This window comes from Alcaligenes sp. 1735tsa3, from assembly GCF_024134565.1.
GTDB lineage: Bacteria > Pseudomonadota > Gammaproteobacteria > Burkholderiales > Burkholderiaceae_B > Alcaligenes > Alcaligenes phenolicus.
In genome coordinates, this window is sequence record NZ_CP099862.1 from 1,638,003 (window position 1) to 1,661,616 (window position 23,614).

Below are 23,614 nucleotides of genomic sequence, written 5' to 3' on the forward strand. Positions count from 1 at the left end.
TGCGTTAAGAGAGTGGCACGGTACCGGGCATCAGCTTGCCGGGGTTGATGTGAATTCCTACTGTACTGCCAAGGACAGCCCCGTGATCACGGTCTACCTCGGCAATCAGAGGGGCTTGTCCGTCCACATCCAGGGTCAGTTGCACCCGTCCGCCCATAAAACTGCGTTGTCGCACGCTGGCTCGTGCCCAGCCGCTGGGTGTGTCCATGCAAACGCTGATGTCTTCCGGGCGAACCAGCAACTCCTGCGCCCCGCGCAAGGTTTCGGGGCAAGCCAGGCTCAGGTCTGCCAGACGGATATCGTTGTTGAGCATGCTTTGTTCGCTGCGTTGCAGGACGTTGACCCGCCCGAGGAAGGTAGCGACAAAAGGGTGGGCCGGATGGCGGTACAGGCTTTCGCCATCGCCAATCTGAATGATGCGGCCTTCGTGCATGACGGCCAGACGGTCGGCAATGGCAAACGCTTCCTGCTGATCGTGGGTCACATGAATGGCCGTGATACGCAGGCGTCGCAGCAGCTCGGCCAGCTCGTCGCGCAAGGAGACTTTCAGCTTGGCATCCAGGGCGGCCAGCGGCTCGTCCAGCAGCAGAACGCGAGGTTGATTGGCAATGGCACGTGCGATGGCAACGCGTTGTCGTTGCCCACCCGACAAGGCGGAGGGCTGGCGTTTTTCCAGACCGTTCAGGCGCATCAGATCGACCAGCTCACCCACCAGTTTTTGGCGTGCGGCCAGATCCATTCCCTTGATCTTCGGACCATAGCCGATATTGGCTTCCACCGTCATGTTCGGGAACAGGGCGTAATGTTGAAACACCATGCCGACCTCACGCTTTTCAATCGGCAGATGGGTGACGTCCTGGCCGTCGAACAGAATGCGGCTGCCGGCATCGGGCATTTCCAGGCCGGCGATCAGTCGCAGCAAGGTGGTCTTGCCGCAGCCCGAGGGCCCCAGCAAAGCCATGACTTCACCGGGGGCGATGTCCAGAGTGCTGGGATGCAATCCCCGTGTGCCATCAGCATAGGTTTTGGCGCAGTGTTCGATACGCACCGGTATGTGTTTATTTTCCATAGTGTTTCTCCAGCAAGCGCGCCAAGGTCTGCAGCCCCCACAGCACGGGCAAGATGACGAGCATGAAAATCAGCGTATAGGCCGAGCCCACCTCGATACGCATGGACGCATAGCTATCGGCTAGCCCCACGGGCAAGGTGCGGGTCAGTGGCGTATGCAGCATCCAGGTCAGGTTGAACTCGCCTAGTGACAAGGTGAAGACCATCAGGCTGCCAGCCACAATCGCAGGCAGGATGGCCGGCAGCAGGATGCCGAAAAAGATTTGCGTAAAGCTGGCTCCCAGCGAGCGGGCCGCTTCTTCCAGGTCGATCAGGCTGCGTTTTTGCAGAGCTGCTGTGGTCGTACGCACCATAAAGGGCAGGGTGAACACAATGTGGCCCACCAGAATGAACCAGAAGCTTTGACGAAAGCCTTGCAAGGAGCCATAGGCCAGCAGTAGAGCCAGGGCCGAGGCCATGCCGGGGACCGCCACCGGCAAGGTCAGCAGTTCTTCAAAGCTGCGCGCCAGACGGGAGCGGCTGCGTGCCAGGGCATAGGCACAGGGGACGCCCAGCACAATGACAGCCAGCACACAAAGCAGCGCCAGCTGCAGGGATAGCCAGACTGTGCTGCCGTAGTTGGCCCAGACGTGCTCCACCCATTTCAGGGTCAGGCCACTTTTCAGTCCGATACGATAATTGTTGACCAGCCCGGCCAGCACGGAAACCAGAATGGGGCCGAGCAGGAACAGCACGGTCAGTCCGGTGACAGCCAGAAGCAAGGGGGCAGGGCGATGGGGGTTTGAAGCCGTTTTCAGTTTCATGGTGCCCTCACATAACGACCGAGGGATCGCGGACCAGACGCCGGGCCAGCCACAAGGTAAACCATGTCAGCAGCCCCAGGGAAATGGACAAGCTGGCCGCCAGGGTGAAATTCGCATAGTTGGTAAATTCGTTATAGATCGTGATGGGCAACACTTCGTAGCGGCTGGACAGGGTGAAGGCCGTACCGAAAGCGCCCATGGAGGTGGCAAAAACAATGGCACCGCAAGACAGGGACGTGGGAGCCAGTTCCGGTATCCAGACATCTCTGGCAATGTCCCAGCGTGTGGCTCCACAGGAGCGCGCGGCTTCCTCCAGGTTGCGGTCTATGGATTCGGCGGCTGCGGTGTAAGTAGCAATGGCGCGGGGCAGGGAAAAGTACAGATAGGCCAGAAACAAACCCAGCAGGCCGTAGGCAAAGGTCACTCGCCCCAGCCCCAGATCCTGGCCGATCTGGGCCAGCAGCCCCTGCCGACCACCCAGCAAGATAATGAAAAAGCCCACGATGACGCCAGGAAAGGACAGGGGCAGCGTCATCAGGGAGAGCAGCAGGCGCTTGGCCGGCACGCGATAGCGAGCCATCACGATGCCGACCATGGCACCCAGCACCAAGGTGGCCAGGGTCACGATGGCGGACAGGAGCAGCGTTTGCAGCAAGGCCTGCAAGTACCGCCCCGATGTCAGCACGACCCAGTAGGTGTGCATGCCTTCTTGTGCGGGCAGGGCCAGAAGCTGTACCGCGGGCAAGAGCCAGAATGCGGCAAAGAAAGCGACGGCAGGGGCCGAGCACAAGGGCAGCAGGTATTTGCGTTGCATACGCTAACTCCACATGGACCGCTTAGCGGACCTCTGCCAGATAACGCTCGGCAAAGGGTTTCTGACCCTGTGCCATGCGCTCATAGTCAATGGCCTTGGCACGTGCGTATTCGCTGTCGGGCAGGAAGCGCGACTGGGCTTCCTTGCTGACGGCGTTGCTGCGAACCGGGCGCAGGAAAGCATTGGCCCAGATGGACTGCCCTTGCTCGGACAGCACAAAATCCAGCACCTTGCGTCCCTGTTCGGTGTGTGGAGCCTTGTTGACCAGGGACATCACATACGGCACCACAATCGTGCCTTCCTGGGGAATCACGAAAGCGACGTCCTCGCCGTCCTTGTACTGAGCGCGGTAGGCGCTGAAGTCATAGTCCAGCAAGATGGGGATTTCGCCGGAAATCAGGCGGGCATAGGCGGTTTGCTTGGGAACAATGGGATTGTTCTTTTGCAGGGCCTTGAACCAGTTGATGGCGGGATCAAAGTTGTCCATATTGCCGCCCAGGGCTTCGTTGATGGCAACGGCCCCTACATAACCCACAAAGGCGGAAGAAGGGTCCAGATACCCGACCAGGCCTTTGTACTCGGGCTTGAGCAGGTCGTTCCAGGAGGCAGGCACAGGCACATTGCCCAAGGCCGACTTGTTTACCATGATGCCCATGGTGCCGGAGTGGATTGCAAACCAATGGCCTTGCGGGTCTTTCAGCCCTTCGGGAATCTGTTCCCAGCCCTGGGGTTTGTAGGCCTGGGTCACGCCTTCTTTCTGGGCCTGAATGGCAAAGGTGATGCCCAGATAAGTCACATCGGCGACCGGGTTGGCGGACTCGGCAACCAGCTGGGCCAGGGACTGGCCGGAGTTCTTGTTGTCGGGCGGGACGGTAATGCCGGTGTGCGCCTTGATGGCCTCGATCTGGCTGGCCCAGTCGGCCCATTCTGGTGGACAGTTGTAGCAAATGGCCGTCTGCGCAGCGGCGGCGCTTCCCACGGTCATCAGGGCCAGGGGCAGTGCCACGCGGCAAGCCAATGTACTCAGCATATGTTTCATGGTCGATCACTCCAGTCAGTCAGTGGTGTCAGGAAAAAGCCGGGAATGGCTTGAACGCAGGGGGTTGCGGGAGCGGGTCCCGAAGAGGAAAGGGGCTTCATCCTGGATGCGCCCGTGGTGAACAAGGGGCAGGGGCGCAGGACTCGCCCGGGTTGAAGGTGTAGGGCAGCAGAACCGAGGCCTGCGCGGGAACCGTTTTTTGCTGGGCTACCGCCTCCAGCAGCAGACCGATGCACTGGCGACCAATTTCTTCATTGGGTTGTGCGATGGTGGCCGGGCGTGGAAACAGTTCAGCGCCCAGGGCGATGCCGTCAAAGCCGATCACGCTGATATCGTTGGGAACCTGCAGGCCAATCTGCTGTGCCGTGCGCAGACAGCGAATGGCAATCAGATCGTTGGAGCCAATCATGGCTGTGGGGCGTTCCGGTTGGCGCAAGAGTCGGGCGACGCTGGCAAGATGCACGTCCTCAGAAGACGGTGCTTGCTCTTGCTCTCCTTGATCCATGAAAGGCACTTCCAGCAGTGGCATGGGCACCAGGCCAGCCTTGTCCATTCCTTTCAGATAGCCACGGCTGCGTTGCTGGGCGCGATCAGAAACGTGCAGATGACCGCTTACCATGGCAATGCGGCGATGGCCTTGCCTTGCCAAGTGGCCGATCAGTTCAATCATGGCCTGCTCGCCGTTGACGGTGACGCAAGGATGCTCGGGATGCAGGTTGTACGCCAGTACGTAGGGACAGCGTGTCTTGTTCAACCGAACTAAAGCAGGAGAGTGAGCCGGGTTGGAGACCACCAGCACAATGCCTTCCACATTGCTGGCCAGGAGCAAGGCCACTGCCTGGGATTCACGTTCCAGGTGGTAGTCGGTAAAGAAGGGCAGGATGGCATAGCCGCCGCGGGCTGCGGTATCGGCGATGCCCTTCAGGCACTCGGCAAAGACGGGGTTGAGCAAGGTCGGCAAGACCACGCCGATGACTCGGCTGCGCTGGCTGCGCAGACTGCGTGCCGAGGCATTGGGCTCATAAGCCAGTGCGTCGATCGCGGCTTGCACGCGCAGGCGGGTTTTCTCACCCACCTTTTCCGGCTCATTGAGCACGCGCGAGACCGTCGCAACCGATACCTGTGCTGCTCTGGCGACATCCAGTATTCCTATGTTGGCCATGACACCCAGCCGTCAAAATGAAAACGATTACATTTGAGCAAAGGCATATGTCAGGCAAATGACGGTCTTGGTTTTTTTGTGTGCTGCAGGAAGCACCTTGATGCCACTTATACGAGCCTGATCGCAAACAGATCCTGGTCTTGATACGGCCAGTTCTACAGTGAGTTCTCCTGAACAACAGGCCTGCGCGGTCAGGCTTTTATCTCATGAAACCCATTCTTGTTTTGCAGCACGAGGTCACGCAAGGGCCGGGGGTGCTGCTGGATCATCTGGAGAGCCACGGTCTTCCCTATCACTTGTGCATGTCGCCGCTGGATGGCCGGGCGCCCGTGTCGGCTCGTGATTACAGCGGGGTGGTGGTGCTGGGCAGTGATCGCAGTGTCAATGATCTTTTGCCCTGGATAGAGCAGGAGCATGCCTTGTTGCAGGATGCGGTTCAGCGTCATGTTCCGGTTCTGGGGCATTGCTTCGGGGCACAACTGCTGGCGCGTTCCCTGGGGGCCCGCGTGCAGCGCAATCCGTATCCGAACATAGGCTGGGGCCAGGTCTGGAGCAGTCCCTACGCCCGGCGTGTCATGGGCCTGCCCAGGCGTGCCATGCTGTTCAACTGGCATTACGACACCTTCCAGATTCCCTCGGGGGCCAGCCGGACTTTATACGGCCCACATTGCCTGAATAAAGGTTTTTGCCTGGGCCCGCATTGGGCCTTTCAAGGCCACCTGGAAGTGACTGCCGACAGCATCCGTCAGTGGTGTGATCACGGCCGCTGCGAGTTGGAGCAGGTATACGGTCCGGCGGCCCAGGATGCGGAACATATCTTGTTGGGCCTGGATCAGCACCTGAGCACTTTGCACCTTATTGCCAGACAGACTTATCAACGCTGGACAGATCAGTTGCTGGAGCGTGCCGGTGTCGCCCTGGCCCAAATCCATATGCCGTCTTTATACGCGGGCCAGTAAACACTGCTCTGAATTTATGCCGCCACTCCTAGACTTTCTCTGTCTGCTGCAAGTCAGCATTGATCAGGAGTTCGGGATGAGTGCGTCCTTTTTTACGGTTCTGGCAGGAGGGATTTCTCTGGGGCTGTTTATCTATTTGTTCTATGCCTTGCTCAAGGCCGAAAAATTCTAAGTTCAGGCCAGCAAGTGTTCATTGTGGGAACAGGTGTGCATATGAGTGATTTTCTATTTTTAGCGGTGCTGTTCGCGTTCTTTGCGATGGCGACCGGATTGGTTCTTGGTCTTGAGAAGCTGTAAGAGGAGCTGTCATGCTGGACGATCTGATGCAGTTTCTAGTTATTTTGGCCGTCTCTACGGTCTTGTTAGTGGTGGTGGGTAAATGGATTGCCCATTTTTTCAGTAGCCCCAATCACAGCCTGATCGAACGTGGCACGTATCGGCTGCTGGGCGTGAATCCTGAAGAGAAAATGTCCTGGAAGCGATATGGTCTGGCGCTCTTGTTGAGCAATGCCGCCATGTTGCTTCTGGGATATATTCTTTTGCGGGTGCAGGGCTGGATTCCTGGCGACAGCCTGCAGCGCGCCGCACAAACGCCTGACCTGGCCTTTAATACGGCTGTGTCTTTTACGACCAATACTAATTGGCAGGCGTACTCGGGTGAATCCAGTCTGTCCAATTTTTCCCAAATGGCGGCCATCACCTTTTTGATGATGATCAGTGCCACAACGGGTCTGGCAGCGGCAGGAGGTTTCATCCGTGGCTTAAGCCGTAAAAGCTCGGCGGATATTGGCAACTACTGGGTGGATTTCAGCCGCTCCTTGTATCGCTTGCTTTTGCCGTGCAGCTTCCTGCTGGCCTTGTTGTATATCTGGCAGGGTATGCCACAGACACTGAGCTCGGATGTCGTGGTCAATACGCTGGAAGGTCTCAAGCAGCAGATAATTCTGGGGCCAGTAGCCAGCCTTGAAAGCATCAAGCATGTGGGGACTAATGGGGGCGGCTTCTTTGGTATGAACGCGGCTCATCCATTTGAAAACCCTACGTCGCTGACCAATACCGTGCATATGCTCAGCATGTTGCTGGTGCCTTCGGCCCTGACTTACGCCTTTGGCTCCATGCTGGCTCGTCGTCGCCAGGGTTGGGCTTTCTTTGCGGCCTTCCTGGTGATGTTCATCGGTTTTCTGTCCCTGATTTATAGCGCCGAACAGGCAGGCAACCCTTTGCTGACTTCCCTGGGGGTGGACCAAACCCAAAGCAGCACGATGGGCGGTGGCAATTTGGAGGGCAAGGAACTGCGCTTCGGTGTGGCGCAAAGCAGCTTGTTTGCCACCGTGACCACGGCTGCGACTACCGGCTCGGTCGATGCCATGCACTCTTCGCTGACGCCTTTGGGTGGCCTGGTGCCGATTGCCCAAATGATGCTGAACAACGTGTTTGGCGGGATAGGCGTGGGCTTTATCAGCCTGGTCAGCTACGCCATTCTGACGGTGTTTCTGGTGGGCATGATGATAGGGCGCAGCCCGGAGTTTTTGGGCAAGAAGATCGAGGCGCGGGAGATGAAGTACGTGATGCTGGCCATGCTGGCGCATGCCTTCAGCATTCTGGGTTTTACGGCCTTGGCCAGCGTGCTGCCATCCACTATGGATAGTCTGTCCAATATGGGGCCACATGGTTTCAGCGAAGTTCTGTACGCCTATACCTCGGGTACGGCTAATAACGGTTCCGCCTTTGCAGGTTTCAACGCGAACACCCCTTTCTTCAACACAACGATAGGGCTGGCCATGTTGGTGGGGCGGTATCTGACCCTGCTGCCCCTGCTGGCTCTGGCCGGTGTGCTGGCTGCCAAGAAAGCGGTTCCTGCCGGACCAGGCACCTTGTCGACGGCCACCCCCTTGTTCACCGGCCTGTTGATTTTCGTGGTTCTGGTGGTGGGCGGGCTGACTTTCCTGCCTGCACTGGCGCTGGGCCCAATTGTGGAGCACCTGTTGATGCTCGATGGCATTACTTTTTGAGGATTGACTGTCATGTCTACCCATCAATTTATGGTTTCGACACCGGCGGCACCGACGATGAAAAGCCTGTTGCGTCCCGTGCTGCTGTCCGCCTTGTTTTTTATGCTGTTGACGGGCATAGCCTACCCGTTGGCTACGACCTTTATTGGCACCGCCTTGTTCCCGGAGCAGGCAAAGGGCAGCCTGATTCAGCGTGACGGCCAGCTCGTGGGTTCACGCCAGATTGGTCAGTACTTCAGTCAGCCCGAGTATTTCCATGGGCGTCCCAGTGCGACGTTGGGAGCCGATCCGGCTGACCCCTCCAAGACCATTGCGCAGCCCTATAACGCGGCGGCCAGTGGTGCCAGCAATCAGGGGGTACTAAGCAAAAGTTTGCTGGAGGCTGTGGCAGAACGCAGCAAGGCATATCGCCTGATGAACGGTTTGGCAGAGGATGCTCCCGTGCCTGTAGATGCTGTCACAGCGTCGGCATCGGGTTTGGACCCGCATATTTCGGTGGCTAATGCCCGTTTGCAGGCCGCTCGTATCGCCAAAGTGCGCGGTATGCCGCTGGCTCAGGTCCAGGTCCTGATTGATCGCTATACCAGTGCTCGTCAATTCGGGGTGCTGGGCGAGCCACGCGTGCAGGTCTTGGAGCTTAATCTGGCGCTGGACATGGCCAAGCGTGCCCAGCCCGCAGTGCGTTAGGAGCAGGTGTCATTATGTCTATTACTGATCTGAAAGCCCCGCAAGAGGCCGAGCGTTCGACGGCGTTTCAGGCCGTGCCCTGGGGCACGGTGTGCAAGGAAGCCTTCAAGAAATTGTCGCCTCGGGTGCAGTTCAAGAACCCGGTGATGTGTGTGGTGTATCTGGGCAGTATCGTCACCAGCTTGCTGGGTGTGCAGGCCTTGATGGGGCAGGGTGAGGCCCCCGCTGGATTTATCTGGTCTATTGCAGCCTGGCTGTGGTTTACGGTCTTGTTTGCCAATGCGGCCGAAGCCGTGGCAGAAGGGCGTGGTAAAGCGCAGGCCGACGCGCTGCGTTCTACGCGCAAGCGGGTCATGGCCAAGGTTCTGAAAGACCCCGCCCGTGATAGCCGCGCCTGGCCTGTCCCCAGCGACGAACTGCTGCCCGGTGCCTATGTGCTGGTTGAAGCGGGCCAGATTATTCCGGCTGACGGCGAAGTGCTGCAGGGGGCAGCGTCGGTAGACGAGTCCGCGATTACGGGTGAATCGGCGCCGGTGATCCGGGAGTCGGGGGGCGACTTTTGTTCCGTTACGGGGGGAACCCGCGTTCTGTCTGACTGGATCGTGATGCGGGTCACCGCCAAACCGGGTGAGGCTTTTCTGGATCGCATGATTGCGATGGTGGAGGGCGCCAAGCGCGGCAAGACGCCAAACGAGATTGCCTTGAATATCTTGCTGGTTGCCCTGACGCTGATCTTTCTGCTGGTGTGCGTGACCTTGCTGCCTTTCTCCAGCTTTGCAACGGTGCTGACCGGCCAAGGTTCGCCCGTTACGATTACCGCCTTGATTGCTCTGTTGGTGTGTCTGATTCCGACTACCATCGGTGCCTTGCTGTCGGCGGTAGGTGTCGCCGGGATGAGCCGCATGATGAAAGCTAATGTGCTGGCCAGCTCGGGCCGCGCTATCGAGGCGGCGGGAGACGTGGATGTTCTGCTACTGGACAAGACAGGCACCATTACGCTGGGTAATCGGGAGGCCTCGGCCTTTTTGCCTGCGCCGCAGGTATCGGAACAGGCCTTGGCAGACGCAGCCCAATTGGCATCGTTGGCGGACGAGACCCCCGAAGGACGCTCCATTGTGGTGCTGGCCAAGCAGCTTTTCAATTTGCGTGGTCGTGAATTGCAAGGTGCGCAGACCATTGCCTTTAGCGCCCATACACGCATGAGCGGCATTGATATCGAGGGTCGTCAGATTCGTAAAGGGGCGGCAAATACCATGCGCTCCCATATCGAGTCCCAGGGCGGCGTGTTTCCTCGCGAACTGGACACTTTGGTCAATGAGGTCGCCCGCCGGGGCAGCACACCGCTGGTCGTCACTGAAGGTAATAAGGTGCTGGGTGTGGTGGAGCTCAAAGATATCGTCAAAGGCGGTATCAAGGAGCGCTTTGCCGAGTTGCGCGCCATGGGCATCAAGACTGTCATGATTACCGGGGACAACAAGCTGACCGCCGCTGCCATTGCGGCCGAAGCCGGGGTGGATGACTATCTGGCCGAAGCCACGCCCGAGGACAAGCTGCAATTGATTCGGCGCTATCAGGATGAAGGTCGCCTGGTTGCCATGACTGGCGACGGCACGAATGATGCGCCTGCTCTGGCGCAGGCCGATGTGGCCGTGGCCATGAACAGCGGCACCCAGGCGGCTAAAGAGGCCGGCAATATGGTGGATCTGGACAGTAATCCCACCAAGCTCCTGCGTGTGGTGGAAGTGGGCAAGCAGATGATCATGACGCGCGGTGCCCTGACCACCTTCAGCATTGCCAATGATCTGGCCAAGTACTTTGCGATTATTCCTGCGGCTTTTGTGGTCACGTATCCTGCTTTGGGTGCCTTGAATGTGATGCAGCTGCATAGTCCGGCTAGCGCCATCCTGTCGGCAGTCATTTTCAATGCCTTGATCATCATTGCCCTGATTCCCTTGGCCTTGCGGGGTGTGAAGTATCGGGCCGAACCGGCCAGCCGTTTGCTGAAACGCAACTTGCTGATTTACGGCTTGGGAGGGCTGATCGCCCCTTTCATAGGCATCAAGCTGATTGATTTGCTGCTGACGCCGTTTTTTGGATAAGAGCGTAAGATCAATAGCAATTTTCTGGATGGAGTGCGCAGATTCATGTCACTTGAGGATAGGCCGGACCCGGATGAGCTGCTGCAGGTGATTGGCGAGGATCCGCACCAGCCTCGTCGCGGGCAGCTCAAGATTTTCTTCGGCGCTTGTGCGGGCGTAGGGAAAACCTACGCCATGCTCAAGGAGGCGCATCAACGCCAGTCCGAGGGCGTGTCCGTGGCTATCGGGATTGTGGAAACCCATGGCCGCCAGGAAACCCAGGCTCTGATTGACGGTTTGCCCGTGCTGCCCCGCAAGGAGTATCAACGTCAGGGGCGGGTGGTGACGGAGTTCGATCTGGATGCCGCCTTGGCCTCGGGTTATCAGCTGCTGCTGGTGGACGAGCTGGCGCACTCCAATATTGAAGGCAGTCGACACGCCAAGCGCTGGCAGGATGTGGAGGAGTTGCTGGATGCGGGCATTGATGTGTATACCGCGCTCAATGTGCAGCATCTGGACAGCCTGAATGAGGTGGTGGGCGGCATTGTTGGGGTACGGGTCCGGGAGACGGTGCCAGACCGGATTTTTGATCGGGCGGCCGATGTCTTGCTGGTGGATCTGCCGCCGGATGATCTCTTGTCTCGTCTGAGTGCGGGCAAGGTGTATCTGGCCGACTCGGTGGCCCACGCGCGTCAGAACTTCTTTCGTCGCGGCAATCTGATTGCTCTGCGTGAGTTGGCTTTGCGCCGGGTGGCGGATCGGGTCAATGCGGACGTGCATGTGTATCGGATCTCCCATGCGATCCGGACAGTTTGGCCGACACGTGAGTTACTGATGGTATGCGTCAGTGCCGATAGCGCCCAGGAAGCTCTGATTCGGGAGGGGGCGCGCTTGGCCCAGCAATTGCAGACGCCCTGGATTGTGCTGCATGTGGATACGCCGCAGGAAAGCGGGCAGATCAAGGCGCAGGAAGCACTGGTGCGCTTGGCGGCCAGTGCTCAGCATGCCGGAGCCGAGTTTGCCAATATTGCCGGGCAGGATGTGGCGCATACGATTTTGGCCTATGCCCGTCAACGCAATGCGACCAAGCTGATTTTGGGAAACTCGTCAGCGCGATCTATCTGGCCCTGGCGCACTCGTCTGTCCGAGCGCCTGGCGCGCAGCAACCCTGAAATTGGTTTGCTGCTGCTGCGTATGGATACGGTACAGCGGCCCATACGGCCCCTGGAGCTGGAACAACCCATGGCACAAGGCAAGGCCTTGTCGATTGCGTCCATTATTTGTGTTGTGACCACCTTGCTGGCCGAGAAGCTCTTGCCCTTTTTCGAGCTCTCCAACGTGATCATGCTGTTCCTGATCACTGTGGTCTTTATTGCCCTGCGTTTGGGACGACTGGCGGGGGTATGGGCTTCTTTGCTGTCAGTGGCGTTTTTCGACTTCTTTTTTGTCGAGCCGCGTTATTCCTTTTCGGTAACGGATACCCAATATGTCTTTACCTTCGGCGTCATGCTGGGAGTGGCGCTGATTATTGGCCAACTGGCTGCCAAGCTGCAGGCCGAAGCCAGGGCTGCCCGTGATGGTGAACGCCGTGCAGCGGCATTGACTCGTGTCAGCCGGGACTTGGCCGGAGCCTTGGCCCTGGAACAAGTCCTGGCGGTCTGCCGCGATACGCTGGAACCTTTGTTCGAGATGCAGGTGGTACTGGTGGTGCCGGATCAGCAAAACCAGTTGGTAGCGACTCGTCATACAGGCTTTGTAGAGCTATCGGTGGCGCAGTGGGTGTTTGATCATATGGAAGCCGCCGGTAATGGCACTGAAACCCTGAGCGGTGCCAGTGCCCTGTATCTGCCCTTGAAAGGCCCCATGGCCCCGCGTGGGGTTTTGGTGGTGCAGTCCGGCGGAGCCGCTTCCTTGAGGACTCCGGATGGACGGCGCTTGCTGGATGCTTGTTGCTTTATCTTGGCCCAAGCTCTGGAGCGAATTCATTATGTGGAAATCGCCCAGGATACGGTGCTGCGCATGGAGGGGGAGAAAATGCGCAATACCTTGCTATCCGCTGTCTCGCACGATTTACGCACGCCCTTGACCGTGATTCGAGGCCTGGCAGAAACGCTGGAGCAGCCCAAAGGCTTGAGCGAAACCGAGCGCACGGATATTGCCCGATCGATCCGCATTGAATCGGACGAATTGCGCCGCCAGGTATCCAACCTGCTGGATCTGGCGCGTATGCAAAGCGAAGGGGTGAAGTTGCATAAGGAATGGCATGCCCTGGGCGAGATTGTGGGGATTGCCGTTGCCCGTTGCTCAGCGGCTTTGCAGCCTCGCAAGGTGGTGACCGAGTTTGCGGCCGACCTGCCTTTGATCGAGGTGGATGGTGTTTTGCTGGAGCGAGTGGTGACGAATCTGCTGGATAATGCCGCCAAATATACGCCCGTCACCAGTACGATTTCCCTGCGCGGCCTGTGTTCTGGTCAGTCCATGTATTTAATGATCAGTGATGATGGGCCAGGCCTGCCGCCCGGTGATCCCGAGCGCTTGTTCGATACGTTTACCCGGGGGCAGAAAGAGTCCTCTGTGGCAGGTGTGGGCTTGGGTCTGGGCCTGTGCCGCACGATTATTGCCGCACATGGTGGTACGATCAGCGCCAAGCCGCGTATGCCCCATGGCGTGATCTTCGAGATTCGCCTGCCCTGGAAAGCGGCCCCCCGTATGGATGGTGACGAGCTACTGACATGAATAAAGCCCAGATACTGATCGTGGAGGACGAATCCAATATTCGTCGTTTCGTGCGAATTGCCTTGGAGCAGGAAGGCATGTCCGTGATTGAGGCCAGCACGCTGGCGCAGGCGCGCATGGATGCGGCAACCCGTCGCCCTGATTTGATGATTGTGGATTTGGGTCTGCCCGATGGGGATGGCAAGGACTTGATTCGTGATCTGCGCAGCTGGGTGTATTCGCCCATTCTGGTGCTGTCGGCGCGTGAGCGAGAGGAAGAAAAAGTAGCAGCCTTGAATGCCGGGGCGGACGATTACCTGGTGAAACCCTTTGGCGTACCGGAGCTGCTGGCCCGGATCCGGGCCTTGTTACGGCGCTCTCAGCTGGTTCCGAATGTTCAGACGGCTTCTTCGCGGGTTCGCTTTGGGAACGTGCAGGTGGATTTGGCCTCCCATGAGGTCACGCGGGACGGGGAGGCGGTGCATTTGACACCGATCGAGTTTCGTTTGCTGACGGCCTTGATTCGGGGGCATGGCAAGGTGCTGACCCATCAACACTTACTACATGAAACCTGGGGAGCGGCGTATTCCGATCGGCCTCATTACCTGCGGGTGTACATGATGCAGCTGCGCCAAAAGCTGGAAGAGGATGCGGCACAACCCAAGTATTTACTGACTGAGTTGCAGGTTGGCTATCGCTTGGCGGGTTTGGAAATCCAGGAGTAAAGCGAATCTGGTGTTGATGTGGGCGGTGTTGCTTGAGATCGCTTATTGCATTGCCTGACGCCTTGAGGACTTGAGTTTGGCGGTTAAAGGATCAGCAGTACGCCAGTTTGGAACGTATATTCAAAGGGATTATGTGAATCACATTTGGATAGGCATGTGAAGCGATCCGGTATTAAAAAGGGGATACGACGTATCCCCTTTTTATGTCATTGAGCAAAGTCTGCTCCGGGTAGAAGCACTCAGGCTTCCAGACGCCCCAGAATCAGGAACTCCATCAATGCTTTCTGTACGTGCAAGCGGTTCTCGGCTTCGTCCCAGACCACGCTTTGTGGGCCGTCAATGACTTCGCCGGTTACTTCCTCGCCACGGTGAGCGGGCAGGCAGTGCATGAAGATGGCTTCAGGGTCGGCCACATCCATCATTTCCTGATCCACACACCAGTCAGCAAAGGCTTTGCGACGCTCTTCGTTTTCGTCTTCGTAACCCATGCTGGTCCACACGTCGGTGGTGACCAGGTGCGCGCCCTTGCAGGCTTCCAGTGGGTCGTCGAATTCACGCAGAATGCTGGAATCCGGGTTGCCGGTGCGATCCGACTCCAGGTGGTAGCCGTTAGGGGCCGACACATGCAGGGTGAAGCCCAGGATTTCCGCCGCTTGCAGCCAGGTGTAGGCCATATTGTTGGCGTCACCAATCCAGGCCACGGTCTTGCCCTTGATATCGCCACGGTGTTCGATAAAGGTGAAGATGTCGGCCAGAATCTGGCAAGGGTGAAATTCGTTGGTCAGGCCATTGATGACCGGCACCCGCGAGTGGGAGGCAAAGCGCTCCAGACGAGTCTGCTCGAAGGTACGAATCATGACGATATCGACCATGCGCGAAACCACGCGGGCGGTATCTTCAATCGGTTCGGAGCGGCCCAGCTGCGAGTCGGTGGTGGTCAGGTGAATGACCGAACCGCCCAACTGATACATACCGGCTTCAAACGAAACACGGGTACGGGTGCTGGCTTTTTCAAAAACCATCGCCAGGGTGCGGTCGTGCAATGTGTGGTGCGGCTGATAGCGTTTGAACTTGTCTTTGATCAGGCGTGCGCGTTCCAGCACATATAAAATTTCGTCGTGAGAAAAGTCGCGAAATTGCAGAAAGTGCCGAAGCGGTCCTGCTTGCACGATGGCATCCATAAAAAAATCCTGCGGATAAAGAAAGCCATCTTAACCTGTCCGGCTATTAAGAGCAAAGCCGGCCTGTGGCGGGGAAGGGGAAACCGTTTGGTTTTGGAATAAAGCGAGAGGGCAAAGTAATGATTAGCAATAAATTGTCAAGCGGCTAATTTATTGAATCCCGGGCTTTGCGTGGCCGCGATCGGATACAATGCGTGGCGAGAAAGGAAAAGGTGCAGCATACCTGAACTGCACGATGAGCGATTAATTGTTATGACAGAGCCAGTGAAGCAACTTGTAATCCATGGTGTGACCCGGCAGGATCAGCGCTTTCGTCCCAGTGATTGGGCAGAACGCTTGGCCGGTGTAATGTCCCAGTTTCGTCCCGCTGGGGCGATGGGTGGTCATCTGACTTATTCGCCCTATGTGGTGCCGCGATTGATTGACGGCGTGCGATGTGTGGTGGTGGATGCGCGCCTGCGAGAGCTTGAACCTTTGGCCTGGAAATTCGTCTGTGGCTTTGCCGATGATAATAATTTAAAAACCAGCGGCATTGATCCCGACAATATGGACCCTGTCGACTCCTGATTCAGACAGCGCATTCAATAAGTCGCCACCGCTAAAACGGTAGGCGACTTGTTTTTTATACGGTAAGCGGCGTGAGCACTTTGCCGGTTTTTTGATACTGCAATACATTTTCCAGCGTCAGCGAGAGCATGGCTTCGCGTGTCTCGTGCGTTGCACTGGCCGTGTGCGGTGCCAGAACGACCTGGTTCAGATCGCGCAAGGCCTGGGGCACCTGGGGTTCATTTTCGAACACATCCAGCCCGGCAGAGCCCAGTCGTCCTTCCTGCAGGGCGGCAATCAGTGCGCTTTCATCGACCACGCTGCCGCGGGCAATATTGACCAGAATCCCTTTGGGACCCAAGGCGTTCAGCACGTCTATATTGATCAGCCCCCGTGTCTCATCGCCACCGACAGCAGCAATCACCATGATGTCTGCCCAATGGGCCAGTTCGATCAGGGAAGGCTCGTAGTGCCAGGGCACATCGTGACGTGGACGGCGGTTGTGATAGCGCAGTTCCATATCAAAGCCACTGGCGCGGCGGGCAATGGTCTGGCCAATGCGTCCCAGGCCCACAATGCCCAGCTTCTTGCCGCTGACCCGTGTCCCCAGCCCGAAACCATTGGGTCTGTCCCACAGACCGGCACGCACGTAGCGATCCGATTCCGTCACACGGCGAGCCGCATCCAGCATCAAGGCCCAGGCCATATCGGCCACGCAATCGTTCAGAACATCAGGAGTGGTACTGACCTGAATACCGCGCTGTTTGGCGGCCTGTACGTCGATGGAGTCGTAGCCTACCCCTACGCTGCAAATCGCTTTCAAAGCGGGCAGGCGGTCCATCAAGGAAGCGGGGGTAGCAGTGACAGCGCTGGTCAGGAGTACCTGTACGCGTTCGATCTGCTGGGCAGAGAGCTGGTTCAGGTCCTGGAGGACAATGCGCTCGAAATGACGGTCGATTTCGTCAAAAGAAGGGTGCTGGGCCAAAGATGCCAGTTGCAGCACGATGGGACGTGTCATGGGGACTCGCTAATGAAAAAGCAAATCCATAACTTAGCATGATTGGCCTGCATGTTCAGGCAATGGTTTTGTGGCTAATAAAAAAGGGGTGCTAAGCACCCCCTTTCTAACTGGTTTTTAGGCCAGAGCCGATTAAACCATTAAAAATCTTCAGCAATCAGGCCAGGGCCTTGATAGCAGCAGACAGGCGGCTCTTGTGGCGGGCAGCCTTGTTCTTGTGAATGATGTTCTTGTCGGCAACGCGATCAATGATGCTGGTCGCTTTGCGGAATACTTCGTTAGCAGCGGTTTTGTCACCGGCTTCGATAGCCTGGCGAACGCGCTTGATAGCGGTACGCAGCATGGAACGGATGCTGGCGTTGTGTTTGTTGCGAGCCACTGCTTGGCGGGCGCGCTTGCGTGCTTGTGCGGAATTAGCCATTTTTAATAAAGCCTAAGTTTTAAAGTTTAATCGGCAAAGACAATTATTCTAGGATACTAAGCCCGCTTTGTAAAGTAAGAGGGGCGAATGCCTACGATAAACAACATGCCGAAATAGGAAATGCCGCTGGCAAGCAACACGCCGCCCAGATACAGCACACGCAGCAGGGGCGTGGCTCCCAGGCTGATCCAGTCGATATAACGGTCAGCCAGCAAGAGGACGGCGGCCAGAGCAGCCAGGGCAGGAATAATCTTCAGGAAAAAACGTAACCAGTCATGATTGGGCTGGTAAATCCCGCGCTTTCGCAGCATGACCAGCAAGGTCAGCGCATTGACGGTGGCACCCAGGCCAATCGACAAGGCCAGCCCGGCATGGGCGAAGGTAGGCACCAGTACCAGGTTAAAGAGCTGGGTAATGATCAGGACGGCAATGGCAATGCGCACCGGTGTACGAATATCCTGGCGGGCGTAAAAACCGGGGGCCAGAATCTTGATGGCCAGCAGGCCCACCAGACCAACCGAATAGGCACCGACTGCCAATTTGGTCTGGGCAACATCAGCGGCTGCAAACGCACCGTAGTGAAACAGGGTGGCGACCAGGCCGTCGGACAGCAAGGCCATGCCCAGGGCGGCAGGCAGGCCCAGCAGCAGGACCAGGCGCAGGCCCCAGTCCAGCAAGCCGCTGTAATTCTTGTCGTCCTTGCCGGCATGGGCGGCCGACAGCTTGGGCAGCAAGACCGTGCCCAGTGCCACACCCAGCAGGGCAGTGGGGAACTCCATCAGGCGGTCGGCAAAGGACAGCCAGGTCACGCTGCCGGACTGCAGCCAAGTGGCGATATTGGTATTGATCAGCAGGGAAATCTGCGCAACAGAAACGCCCAGAATGGCGGGCAGCATCTGTTTAAGAATGCGCTGCACGATAGGGTCGCGGCGCGCTTCACCCAGTCGTAGCGAGAATCGTGGCAACAGGCCCAGGCGGGCCAATGCGCCCCATTGCACCAGCAATTGGGCCAGACCGCCCACCATCACCCCAACGGCCAGGGCGTAAATGGGTGTTTCCATATGCTGGGCCAGAAATAGGCTGGCGCCAATCATGGACAGATTCAGCAGGATAGGAGTGAAAGCCGGAACCGCAAAGCGGCTCCAGGTGTTCAGTACCGCAGAGGCAAAAGCCACCAGCGACATGCAGATGATGTAGGGGAACATCATGCGCGTCATGGTGATGGCGGCACCAAATTCGGTTTGTCGCTCGGGGGCGGTCAGGCCACTGGCCATGGCACTGACGACCCAGGGGGCCGCAACAATGCCAATGGCAGTGACCAGCATGACAGCAAAGGTCAGCAGCAGGGCGACGCGGTCCAGCAATTGCTGGACCTTGTCCTGCTCGTGCTCCTTGCGCACCTGCCCCAGGATGGGGACAAAGGCTTGTGAAAACGCTCCTTCTGCAAACAGGCGTCGCAGCAGATTGGGAATGCGAAATGCCACCCAGAAAGCGTCGGTGAGCGGGCCCGCCCCAAAGGCACGGGCAATCAGAATATCGCGTGCCAGTCCGGTGATACGAGACAGCAGCGTCAGGCCACTAATTGTGGCCGCCGAGCGAAACAAACCCATTGGAGCCGATAAAGAAAGTTATTTTGGTGCCATACGAATAGCGCCATCCAGACGGATGGTTTCGCCATTGAGCATTTCATTATTGATGATGCTCTGCACCAGTTGGGAGAAATCTTCAGGGCGACCCAGGCGCGATGGGAAAGGAATGCTGGCCGCCAGGGAGTCCTGAACTTCCTGAGGCATGGCAAACATCATGGGGGTGCCGAAGATGCCGGGAGCAATCGTCATGACACGGATGCCGGTCTGGGCCAGGTCGCGGGCCAGAGGCAGGGTCAAACCGACCACACCGGCTTTGGAAGCACCGTAAGCGGCTTGGCCAATCTGGCCATCATAGGCGGCTACCGAAGCGGTGTTGATCAGCACGCCACGCTCGCCCGAGGCTTCGGGGGTGTTGCTGCCCATGGCCGCAGCGGCCAGGCGGCACATATTGAAGGTGCCGACCAGGTTGATCATGACGGTTTTCTGGAACAGGTCCAGCGTGTGCGGGCCATTGCGTCCTACCGTGCGCGAGGCGGGAGCCACGCCGGCACAGTTGATCAGTCCGAACAGGGGGCGGGCGCTGTCCTGGCAAGCCAGATCCACGACGGCCTGGGCATCTTGCTCGGAAGTAACATCACAGCGCTGATAAAGTTGGCCCAGCTCTTTGGCCAGAGCCTCACCGGCCTCGTCCTGAATATCGGCGATCACCACGCGGGCGCCGTTTTCAACCAGCATACGTACGGTGCCTGCGCCCAGACCCGATGCGCCGCCGGTGACAATAAAAGTCTTGTTATTGATTTGCATGAGCTTGTCTCCCTTGGATAATAAACAACCGGCCCTTTTGGGGCCGGCTGAATCTTGACTTACTTAGCTTGCCAGGGCGTCCACAATGCGCTGGCGGATCTCATCGACGCTGCCCACGCCGGAAATCTTGCGATAGGCCGGAGCTTGCGGGTCGCCAGTGGCTGACCATTGCGAGTAGTAATCGACCAGAGGGCGGGTCTGCTCGCGATAGACAGACAAGCGGTGGCGTACGGTTTCCTCGCGGTCATCGTCGCGCTGGAGCAAGGGTTCGCCCGTCACATCGTCCACACCGGGGGTTTTGGGTGGATTGAAGGTGACGTGGTAGCTACGACCGCTGGCAGCGTGGATACGGCGGCCGCTCATGCGTTCGATGATGCTTTCTTCCGGTACGTCGATTTCGATCACGAAGTCCAGTTTGACCTGGGCATCCTTCAAGGCATCGGCCTGGGGAATCGTGCGCGGGAAACCGTCGAACAGGTAGCCGGGCTCACAGTCGGCTGCTTGCAGGCGATCGCGTACCAGGCCGATGATCAGGTCATCCGAAACCAGGCCGCCGGCGTCCATGATTTTTTTGGCTTCTACACCCAGCGGGGTTTGGGCTTTGACAGCGGCACGCAACATATCGCCCGTGGAAATTTGTGGAATACCAAATTTCTCGGTGATGAAAGCAGCTTGAGTGCCTTTGCCGGCACCAGGGGGCCCGAGCAGTATGAGTCGCATGAATTCCTCCAGGAAATGCGTCGATCCGATTCTCGCTTCAGTATGATGCGTTGCAGCATATTTAGCGCATTTTTTATTCGGATAGAGCAGAAAAAAGATCTTTTATAACCGATTTGCGAAGTGAGCGCGTACTCTTTCCAGGTCTTGTTCGGTGTCTACCCCGGCTGCAGGAATCTCCTGAAGGCGGTGAACCATAATCTGGAAGCCGTTTTCCATGGCTCGCAGTTGCTCCAGAGACTCGAAGTGTTCCAGTGGCCCACGAGGTAGCTGGGCGTACTGCTGCAGGAAGCGATTTCGGTAGGCATAAAGGCCAATATGGTGCAATGCGGGAAGCCCGTCGGCCAGTACCTGTTCGCCACCGGCCAGCGCGTCGCGGGCCCAGGGCATGGGAGCGCGGGAAAAGTACAGGGCGCGGCCTTGCAGGTCGCAAACCACTTTGACGGCATTGGGGTTAAAGAGTGTCTCGGCGTTCTTGATGGGCGCGGCCAGCGTGGCAATGTCGGCCTGTTCGCTGCGTGCCAGCAGCTCGGCGGCGGCATTGATGTGTTCGGGCTGAATCAGGGGCTCGTCACCTTGCACATTGACCACGATCTCGTCCTCGGAAAGCTCCAGCAGGCGAGCGGCCTGGGCCAGACGGTCAGTGCCGGTCGGGTGTTCTGCATCGGTCAGCAAGGCATTGAAACCATGCGCCCGGACAGCCTCCAGCACTTGCGGGGAGTCCGTCGCCACCCAGACCTGACGCGCCCCGCTTTGCGCGGCTTGTTGAGCGCAACGCACGATCATGGGTTGGCCTGCAATGTCGGCCAGCGGTTTGTTGGGCAGACGGGTGGAACCCAGGCGGGCAGGGATGATGACGGAAAAAGTCATATCAGTTGCTGGAAGGTTCCTGCGCGTCCAGTTGACGTGCTTCGTTGATCAGCATGGTAGGGATGCCGTCCACAATGGGGAAGGCCAGTTTGTCGGCCTTGCAGACCAATTCTTGCTGTTCGCGGTCGTGGCGCAGCGGGCCTTTGCACAAGGGGCAGACCAGCACTTCGAGTAGGCGAGCTTCCATTATTGAACTCCGGGTAATGTGGGTAAGGTTGAGCGCCGTTCGCGCAGCAGGCTATCCAGTTCAGCAATCCAGTCCGGGCGTGAAAACACGGGCTGGACATCCACAACCCACAGACGTGGGTCGTTCAGGTGCTGGCATTTTACGGCGTCTTTACGGGTAATGAGTACCGGCCCCTCATGCAGGGCCTGAAAGTCCTGAGCTTGCAAGGCGGCATGGTCGGGCAGGGGGAAAGTCTGGCTCAGATGCAGACCACAAGCGCGCAGCATCGTGAAAAAACGGGTGGGCTGGCCAATGGCGGCCAGCGCCTGCAGTTCTTGCTGGCCGTATTCCTGATACCAGTCCGACCAGCTCAGGCGACGGCCCGAACTCAGGTGTTCCAGCTGATAAGGACGCAGGCTCATGCTCAGGGCGCGGCCAGGCTCGGTGGGTTGAGGGGTGGAAGGCGGCGTTTGGTCGGCCACAATCTGGCTGATCAGCCAGTCCACGCGACGCAGGCGTTCGGGACTTTCACGCAATGGTCCGGCTGGCAGCAGCAAGCCATTTCCCACACCGCGAGCATCCTGTACCACGACTTCCATATCGCGTTGCAAGGCCAGATGTTGAAGGCCGTCATCCGAAATAATCAGGTCGACTGCCGGATATTTCTCGAGCAAAGCCTGGGCCGCCAGCGCACGGCGAGGGTGAACGGCGATGGGGGCCCGGGTTTGGGCGGCAATCAGGGCGGGTTCATCGCCAAATTGTTCGGCGGCTAATTGGCCCTGGCCTACGCGCGGGCTGGGGCCGATCTCCACCCCGTAACCTCGGCTGACAATGCCGGGTGTCCATCCCAGGGCGCGCAACTGCTCGGTCAGAGCTAGGACGACGGGGGTTTTGCCTGCGCCACCCACGATGATATTGCCCACCACGATCACCGGCACCGGGCTGCGGTAGGATGCGGCGGGATCTTTCTTGTAGCGTTGCTGCTTGCGCTGTACGAAGAGCGCAGCCAGCGCTGAAAGCGGGCGCATCACAAGGCTGAACCAGCCTTTTTTCTGCCACTGCTGGTGAAGCCAATGAGTCAGGCGGACGCGCACGCTCATGGGGCCTGGGTCGCAAAGTGAATGCGATGAATGCCAACCTGACGGGCGGCCTCCATAGCCTGCACCACCGCGAAGTGGGGGGCTTGGGCATCGGCCAGAATCAGCAGGCTGCTGTTTTCGTCAGTCTTTTCGCTCGACAAGGCTTGGCTAAGGGGAGAGCTACTGCTGGCATCCAGCCACATGCCGTTCAAGGCGTAGCGCCCGTCCTGGCTGATAGCCAGTAACAGTTCAGTGGTCTGGGCGGCCTGGGCCTGAGCCTGGGGCAAGGAAACATCCAACTGGCGATAGCGCACGAAGGTGCTGCTGGCAGCCAGAAAAATCAGCACCACCAGCAAAACATCTATCAAGGGCACCAGATTCAGTTCCAGCGTGTCCTGGTCTTGGGCTCGGCGAAAGCGCATCAGATGGCCCTCTGAACCAACAGACGATCCAGCGCACCCGCTTCCGTTTCCAGGCAGTGCAGCAGGTAGTCGGCACGGCTGCGAAAGTAGCGGTGAAAGATCATGGCCGGGACGGCAATCAGAATCCCCAGGGCGGTGTTGTACAGGGCCACGGAAATGCCACGGGCAATCAGGCTGGGGTCGCCACCGGCGGGGTCGTAGGCGGCAAAAATGTCGATCATGCCAATAACCGTACCAAACAGGCCCAGCAAAGGGGCGATCACGGCAATGGTGCCCAGTGCCGGAATGTACTTGTTCAATTGGTAGCTGATGTCTTTGCCTTCTGCCTCGACCGCAGACTCACGCACGGCGGAAGTTTGGTGGCGGTTTTTCAGTACGGTGGCTAATACTCGACCCAGAGGGGAGTTATCGTACAGGCGGGGCAGGGACTCGTCCTGAATCCGGTTCTGGGCCGTCAGCTCGCTGATCTGGCGTGCCAGTCCGGCCGGTAGAATTCGTTTGCTGCGCAGGGCTAAAAGACGCTCCAGGATCAAACCCAGGGCAAGAATGGAGCAGGCCAGCAGGAACCAGACAGGCCAGCCAGCGGCATGGATCAAAGTAAGCACGAGTCTATTATCCGGTCACGAAATAAATCAGCGCTTATTGTAGAGCCCCTGTCCGCATTGCGGGAATGTTCCGGCGCGAGCGCGGTACACTTTACGGTCTTTTCCCACAAAGCACGGCCAAACCCCTGATGTAT

24 protein-coding genes are annotated in these 23,614 nt (G+C 58.2%); 8 read left to right on the plus strand and 16 right to left on the minus strand.

The features are described from left to right. Nucleotides 1-4 precede the first annotated feature (4 nt). The 5 genes from NIZ92_RS07570 to NIZ92_RS07590 all read right to left on the minus strand — a co-directional run bounded on the left by NIZ92_RS07570 (nt 5) and on the right by NIZ92_RS07590 (nt 4,886). On the minus strand, nt 5-1,069 hold the full coding sequence (locus NIZ92_RS07570; protein WP_254003012.1) for an ABC transporter ATP-binding protein: 1,065 nt from the start codon (nt 1,067-1,069) through the stop codon (nt 5-7). Continuing rightward, complete coding sequence (locus NIZ92_RS07575) at nt 1,059-1,871, minus strand: ABC transporter permease (protein WP_009455599.1); 813 nt, start codon at nt 1,869-1,871, stop codon at nt 1,059-1,061. Before NIZ92_RS07575 ends, NIZ92_RS07570 begins: the two co-directional genes overlap by 11 nt. 7 nt (nt 1,872-1,878) lie before the next feature. Next, nucleotides 1,879-2,685: an iron ABC transporter permease gene (locus NIZ92_RS07580; RefSeq protein ID WP_254003013.1), complete on the minus strand. Its 807-nt coding sequence runs from the start codon at nt 2,683-2,685 to the stop codon at nt 1,879-1,881. A gap of 22 nt (nt 2,686-2,707) precedes the next feature. Continuing rightward, on the minus strand, nt 2,708-3,670 hold the full coding sequence (locus NIZ92_RS07585; protein WP_254003209.1) for an ABC transporter substrate-binding protein: 963 nt from the start codon (nt 3,668-3,670) through the stop codon (nt 2,708-2,710). Between the two features lie 151 nt (nt 3,671-3,821). After that, nucleotides 3,822-4,886 carry a LacI family DNA-binding transcriptional regulator gene (locus NIZ92_RS07590; protein ID WP_035268227.1) on the minus strand — a complete coding sequence of 355 codons (1,065 nt, stop codon included), beginning with the start codon at nt 4,884-4,886 and terminating at the stop codon, nt 3,822-3,824. A 206-nt stretch (nt 4,887-5,092) separates the two neighbouring features. On the opposite strand from NIZ92_RS07590, the gene NIZ92_RS07595 reads away from it, so the two are divergent. The 7 genes from NIZ92_RS07595 (at nt 5,093) to NIZ92_RS07625 (ending at nt 14,062) form a co-directional block, all read left to right on the plus strand. Then, nucleotides 5,093-5,845 carry a type 1 glutamine amidotransferase gene (locus NIZ92_RS07595; RefSeq protein ID WP_035268225.1) on the plus strand — a complete coding sequence of 251 codons (753 nt, stop codon included), beginning with the start codon at nt 5,093-5,095 and terminating at the stop codon, nt 5,843-5,845. Nucleotides 5,846-5,921: 76 nt separating this feature from the next. Then, a complete protein-coding gene (gene kdpF / locus NIZ92_RS07600; protein ID WP_022983188.1) occupies nt 5,922-6,017 on the plus strand; it encodes a K(+)-transporting ATPase subunit F in 96 nt (31 codons plus the stop codon). 136 nt (nt 6,018-6,153) lie between these two features. Continuing rightward, on the plus strand, nt 6,154-7,857 hold the full coding sequence (gene kdpA / locus NIZ92_RS07605) for a potassium-transporting ATPase subunit KdpA (RefSeq protein ID WP_254003014.1): 1,704 nt from the start codon (nt 6,154-6,156) through the stop codon (nt 7,855-7,857). Between the two features lie 12 nt (nt 7,858-7,869). Next, nucleotides 7,870-8,544, plus strand: coding sequence for a potassium-transporting ATPase subunit KdpC (kdpC, locus tag NIZ92_RS07610; protein ID WP_254003015.1), 675 nt, complete (start codon nt 7,870-7,872; stop codon nt 8,542-8,544). Between the two features lie 14 nt (nt 8,545-8,558). Beyond that, nucleotides 8,559-10,643, plus strand: coding sequence for a potassium-transporting ATPase subunit KdpB (gene kdpB / locus NIZ92_RS07615; RefSeq protein WP_254003016.1), 2,085 nt, complete (start codon nt 8,559-8,561; stop codon nt 10,641-10,643). Nucleotides 10,644-10,688: 45 nt separating this feature from the next. After that, nucleotides 10,689-13,358 carry a sensor histidine kinase KdpD gene (locus tag NIZ92_RS07620; RefSeq protein ID WP_254003017.1) on the plus strand — a complete coding sequence of 890 codons (2,670 nt, stop codon included), beginning with the start codon at nt 10,689-10,691 and terminating at the stop codon, nt 13,356-13,358. Further along, the gene (locus NIZ92_RS07625; protein ID WP_009455639.1) at nt 13,355-14,062 is read left to right on the plus strand and encodes a response regulator; all 708 of its coding nucleotides are present in this window, start codon (nt 13,355-13,357) and stop codon (nt 14,060-14,062) included. Before NIZ92_RS07620 ends, NIZ92_RS07625 begins: the two co-directional genes overlap by 4 nt. Before the next feature lie 239 nt (nt 14,063-14,301). Here NIZ92_RS07625 and argF read toward each other — a convergent pair whose 3' ends face one another. Beyond that, on the minus strand, nt 14,302-15,243 hold the full coding sequence (gene argF / locus NIZ92_RS07630) for an ornithine carbamoyltransferase (RefSeq protein WP_021446751.1): 942 nt from the start codon (nt 15,241-15,243) through the stop codon (nt 14,302-14,304). A gap of 252 nt (nt 15,244-15,495) precedes the next feature. On the opposite strand from argF, the gene NIZ92_RS07635 reads away from it, so the two are divergent. Next, a complete protein-coding gene (locus NIZ92_RS07635; RefSeq protein ID WP_009455652.1) occupies nt 15,496-15,810 on the plus strand; it encodes a DUF3579 domain-containing protein in 315 nt (104 codons plus the stop codon). Nucleotides 15,811-15,865: 55 nt separating this feature from the next. Here the strand turns inward: NIZ92_RS07635 and NIZ92_RS07640 are convergent, their stop codons facing one another. The 10 genes from NIZ92_RS07640 to NIZ92_RS07685 all read right to left on the minus strand — a co-directional run bounded on the left by NIZ92_RS07640 (nt 15,866) and on the right by NIZ92_RS07685 (nt 23,480). Beyond that, nucleotides 15,866-16,807: a 2-hydroxyacid dehydrogenase gene (locus NIZ92_RS07640; protein WP_060186010.1), complete on the minus strand. Its 942-nt coding sequence runs from the start codon at nt 16,805-16,807 to the stop codon at nt 15,866-15,868. A 157-nt stretch (nt 16,808-16,964) separates the two neighbouring features. After that, nucleotides 16,965-17,228 (minus strand): 30S ribosomal protein S20, encoded by a 264-nt coding sequence (gene rpsT / locus NIZ92_RS07645; protein ID WP_009455654.1) that lies wholly within the window; start codon nt 17,226-17,228, stop codon nt 16,965-16,967. Between the two features lie 56 nt (nt 17,229-17,284). Further along, entirely contained in the window at nt 17,285-18,838 is a 1,554-nt protein-coding gene (gene murJ / locus NIZ92_RS07650) for a murein biosynthesis integral membrane protein MurJ (RefSeq protein ID WP_060186009.1), read from the minus strand. Nucleotides 18,839-18,856: 18 nt separating this feature from the next. Beyond that, nucleotides 18,857-19,621 carry a 3-hydroxyacyl-CoA dehydrogenase gene (locus NIZ92_RS07655; RefSeq protein WP_060186008.1) on the minus strand — a complete coding sequence of 255 codons (765 nt, stop codon included), beginning with the start codon at nt 19,619-19,621 and terminating at the stop codon, nt 18,857-18,859. Nucleotides 19,622-19,684: 63 nt separating this feature from the next. After that, on the minus strand, nt 19,685-20,341 hold the full coding sequence (adk, locus tag NIZ92_RS07660) for an adenylate kinase (protein ID WP_035268201.1): 657 nt from the start codon (nt 20,339-20,341) through the stop codon (nt 19,685-19,687). A 102-nt stretch (nt 20,342-20,443) separates the two neighbouring features. Then, entirely contained in the window at nt 20,444-21,208 is a 765-nt protein-coding gene (kdsB, locus tag NIZ92_RS07665) for a 3-deoxy-manno-octulosonate cytidylyltransferase (RefSeq protein WP_115635098.1), read from the minus strand. Between the two features lies 1 nt (nt 21,209). After that, a complete protein-coding gene (locus NIZ92_RS07670; protein WP_009455665.1) occupies nt 21,210-21,395 on the minus strand; it encodes a Trm112 family protein in 186 nt (61 codons plus the stop codon). Then, a complete protein-coding gene (gene lpxK / locus NIZ92_RS07675) occupies nt 21,395-22,474 on the minus strand; it encodes a tetraacyldisaccharide 4'-kinase (protein WP_254003018.1) in 1,080 nt (359 codons plus the stop codon). Before lpxK ends, NIZ92_RS07670 begins: the two co-directional genes overlap by 1 nt. Next, a complete protein-coding gene (locus NIZ92_RS07680) occupies nt 22,471-22,875 on the minus strand; it encodes a biopolymer transporter ExbD (RefSeq protein ID WP_083053770.1) in 405 nt (134 codons plus the stop codon). The genes lpxK and NIZ92_RS07680 overlap by 4 nt, the downstream gene beginning before the upstream one ends. Continuing rightward, nucleotides 22,875-23,480: a MotA/TolQ/ExbB proton channel family protein gene (locus tag NIZ92_RS07685; RefSeq protein WP_083053769.1), complete on the minus strand. Its 606-nt coding sequence runs from the start codon at nt 23,478-23,480 to the stop codon at nt 22,875-22,877. The genes NIZ92_RS07680 and NIZ92_RS07685 overlap by 1 nt, the downstream gene beginning before the upstream one ends. Nucleotides 23,481-23,614: the final 134 nt, after the last annotated feature.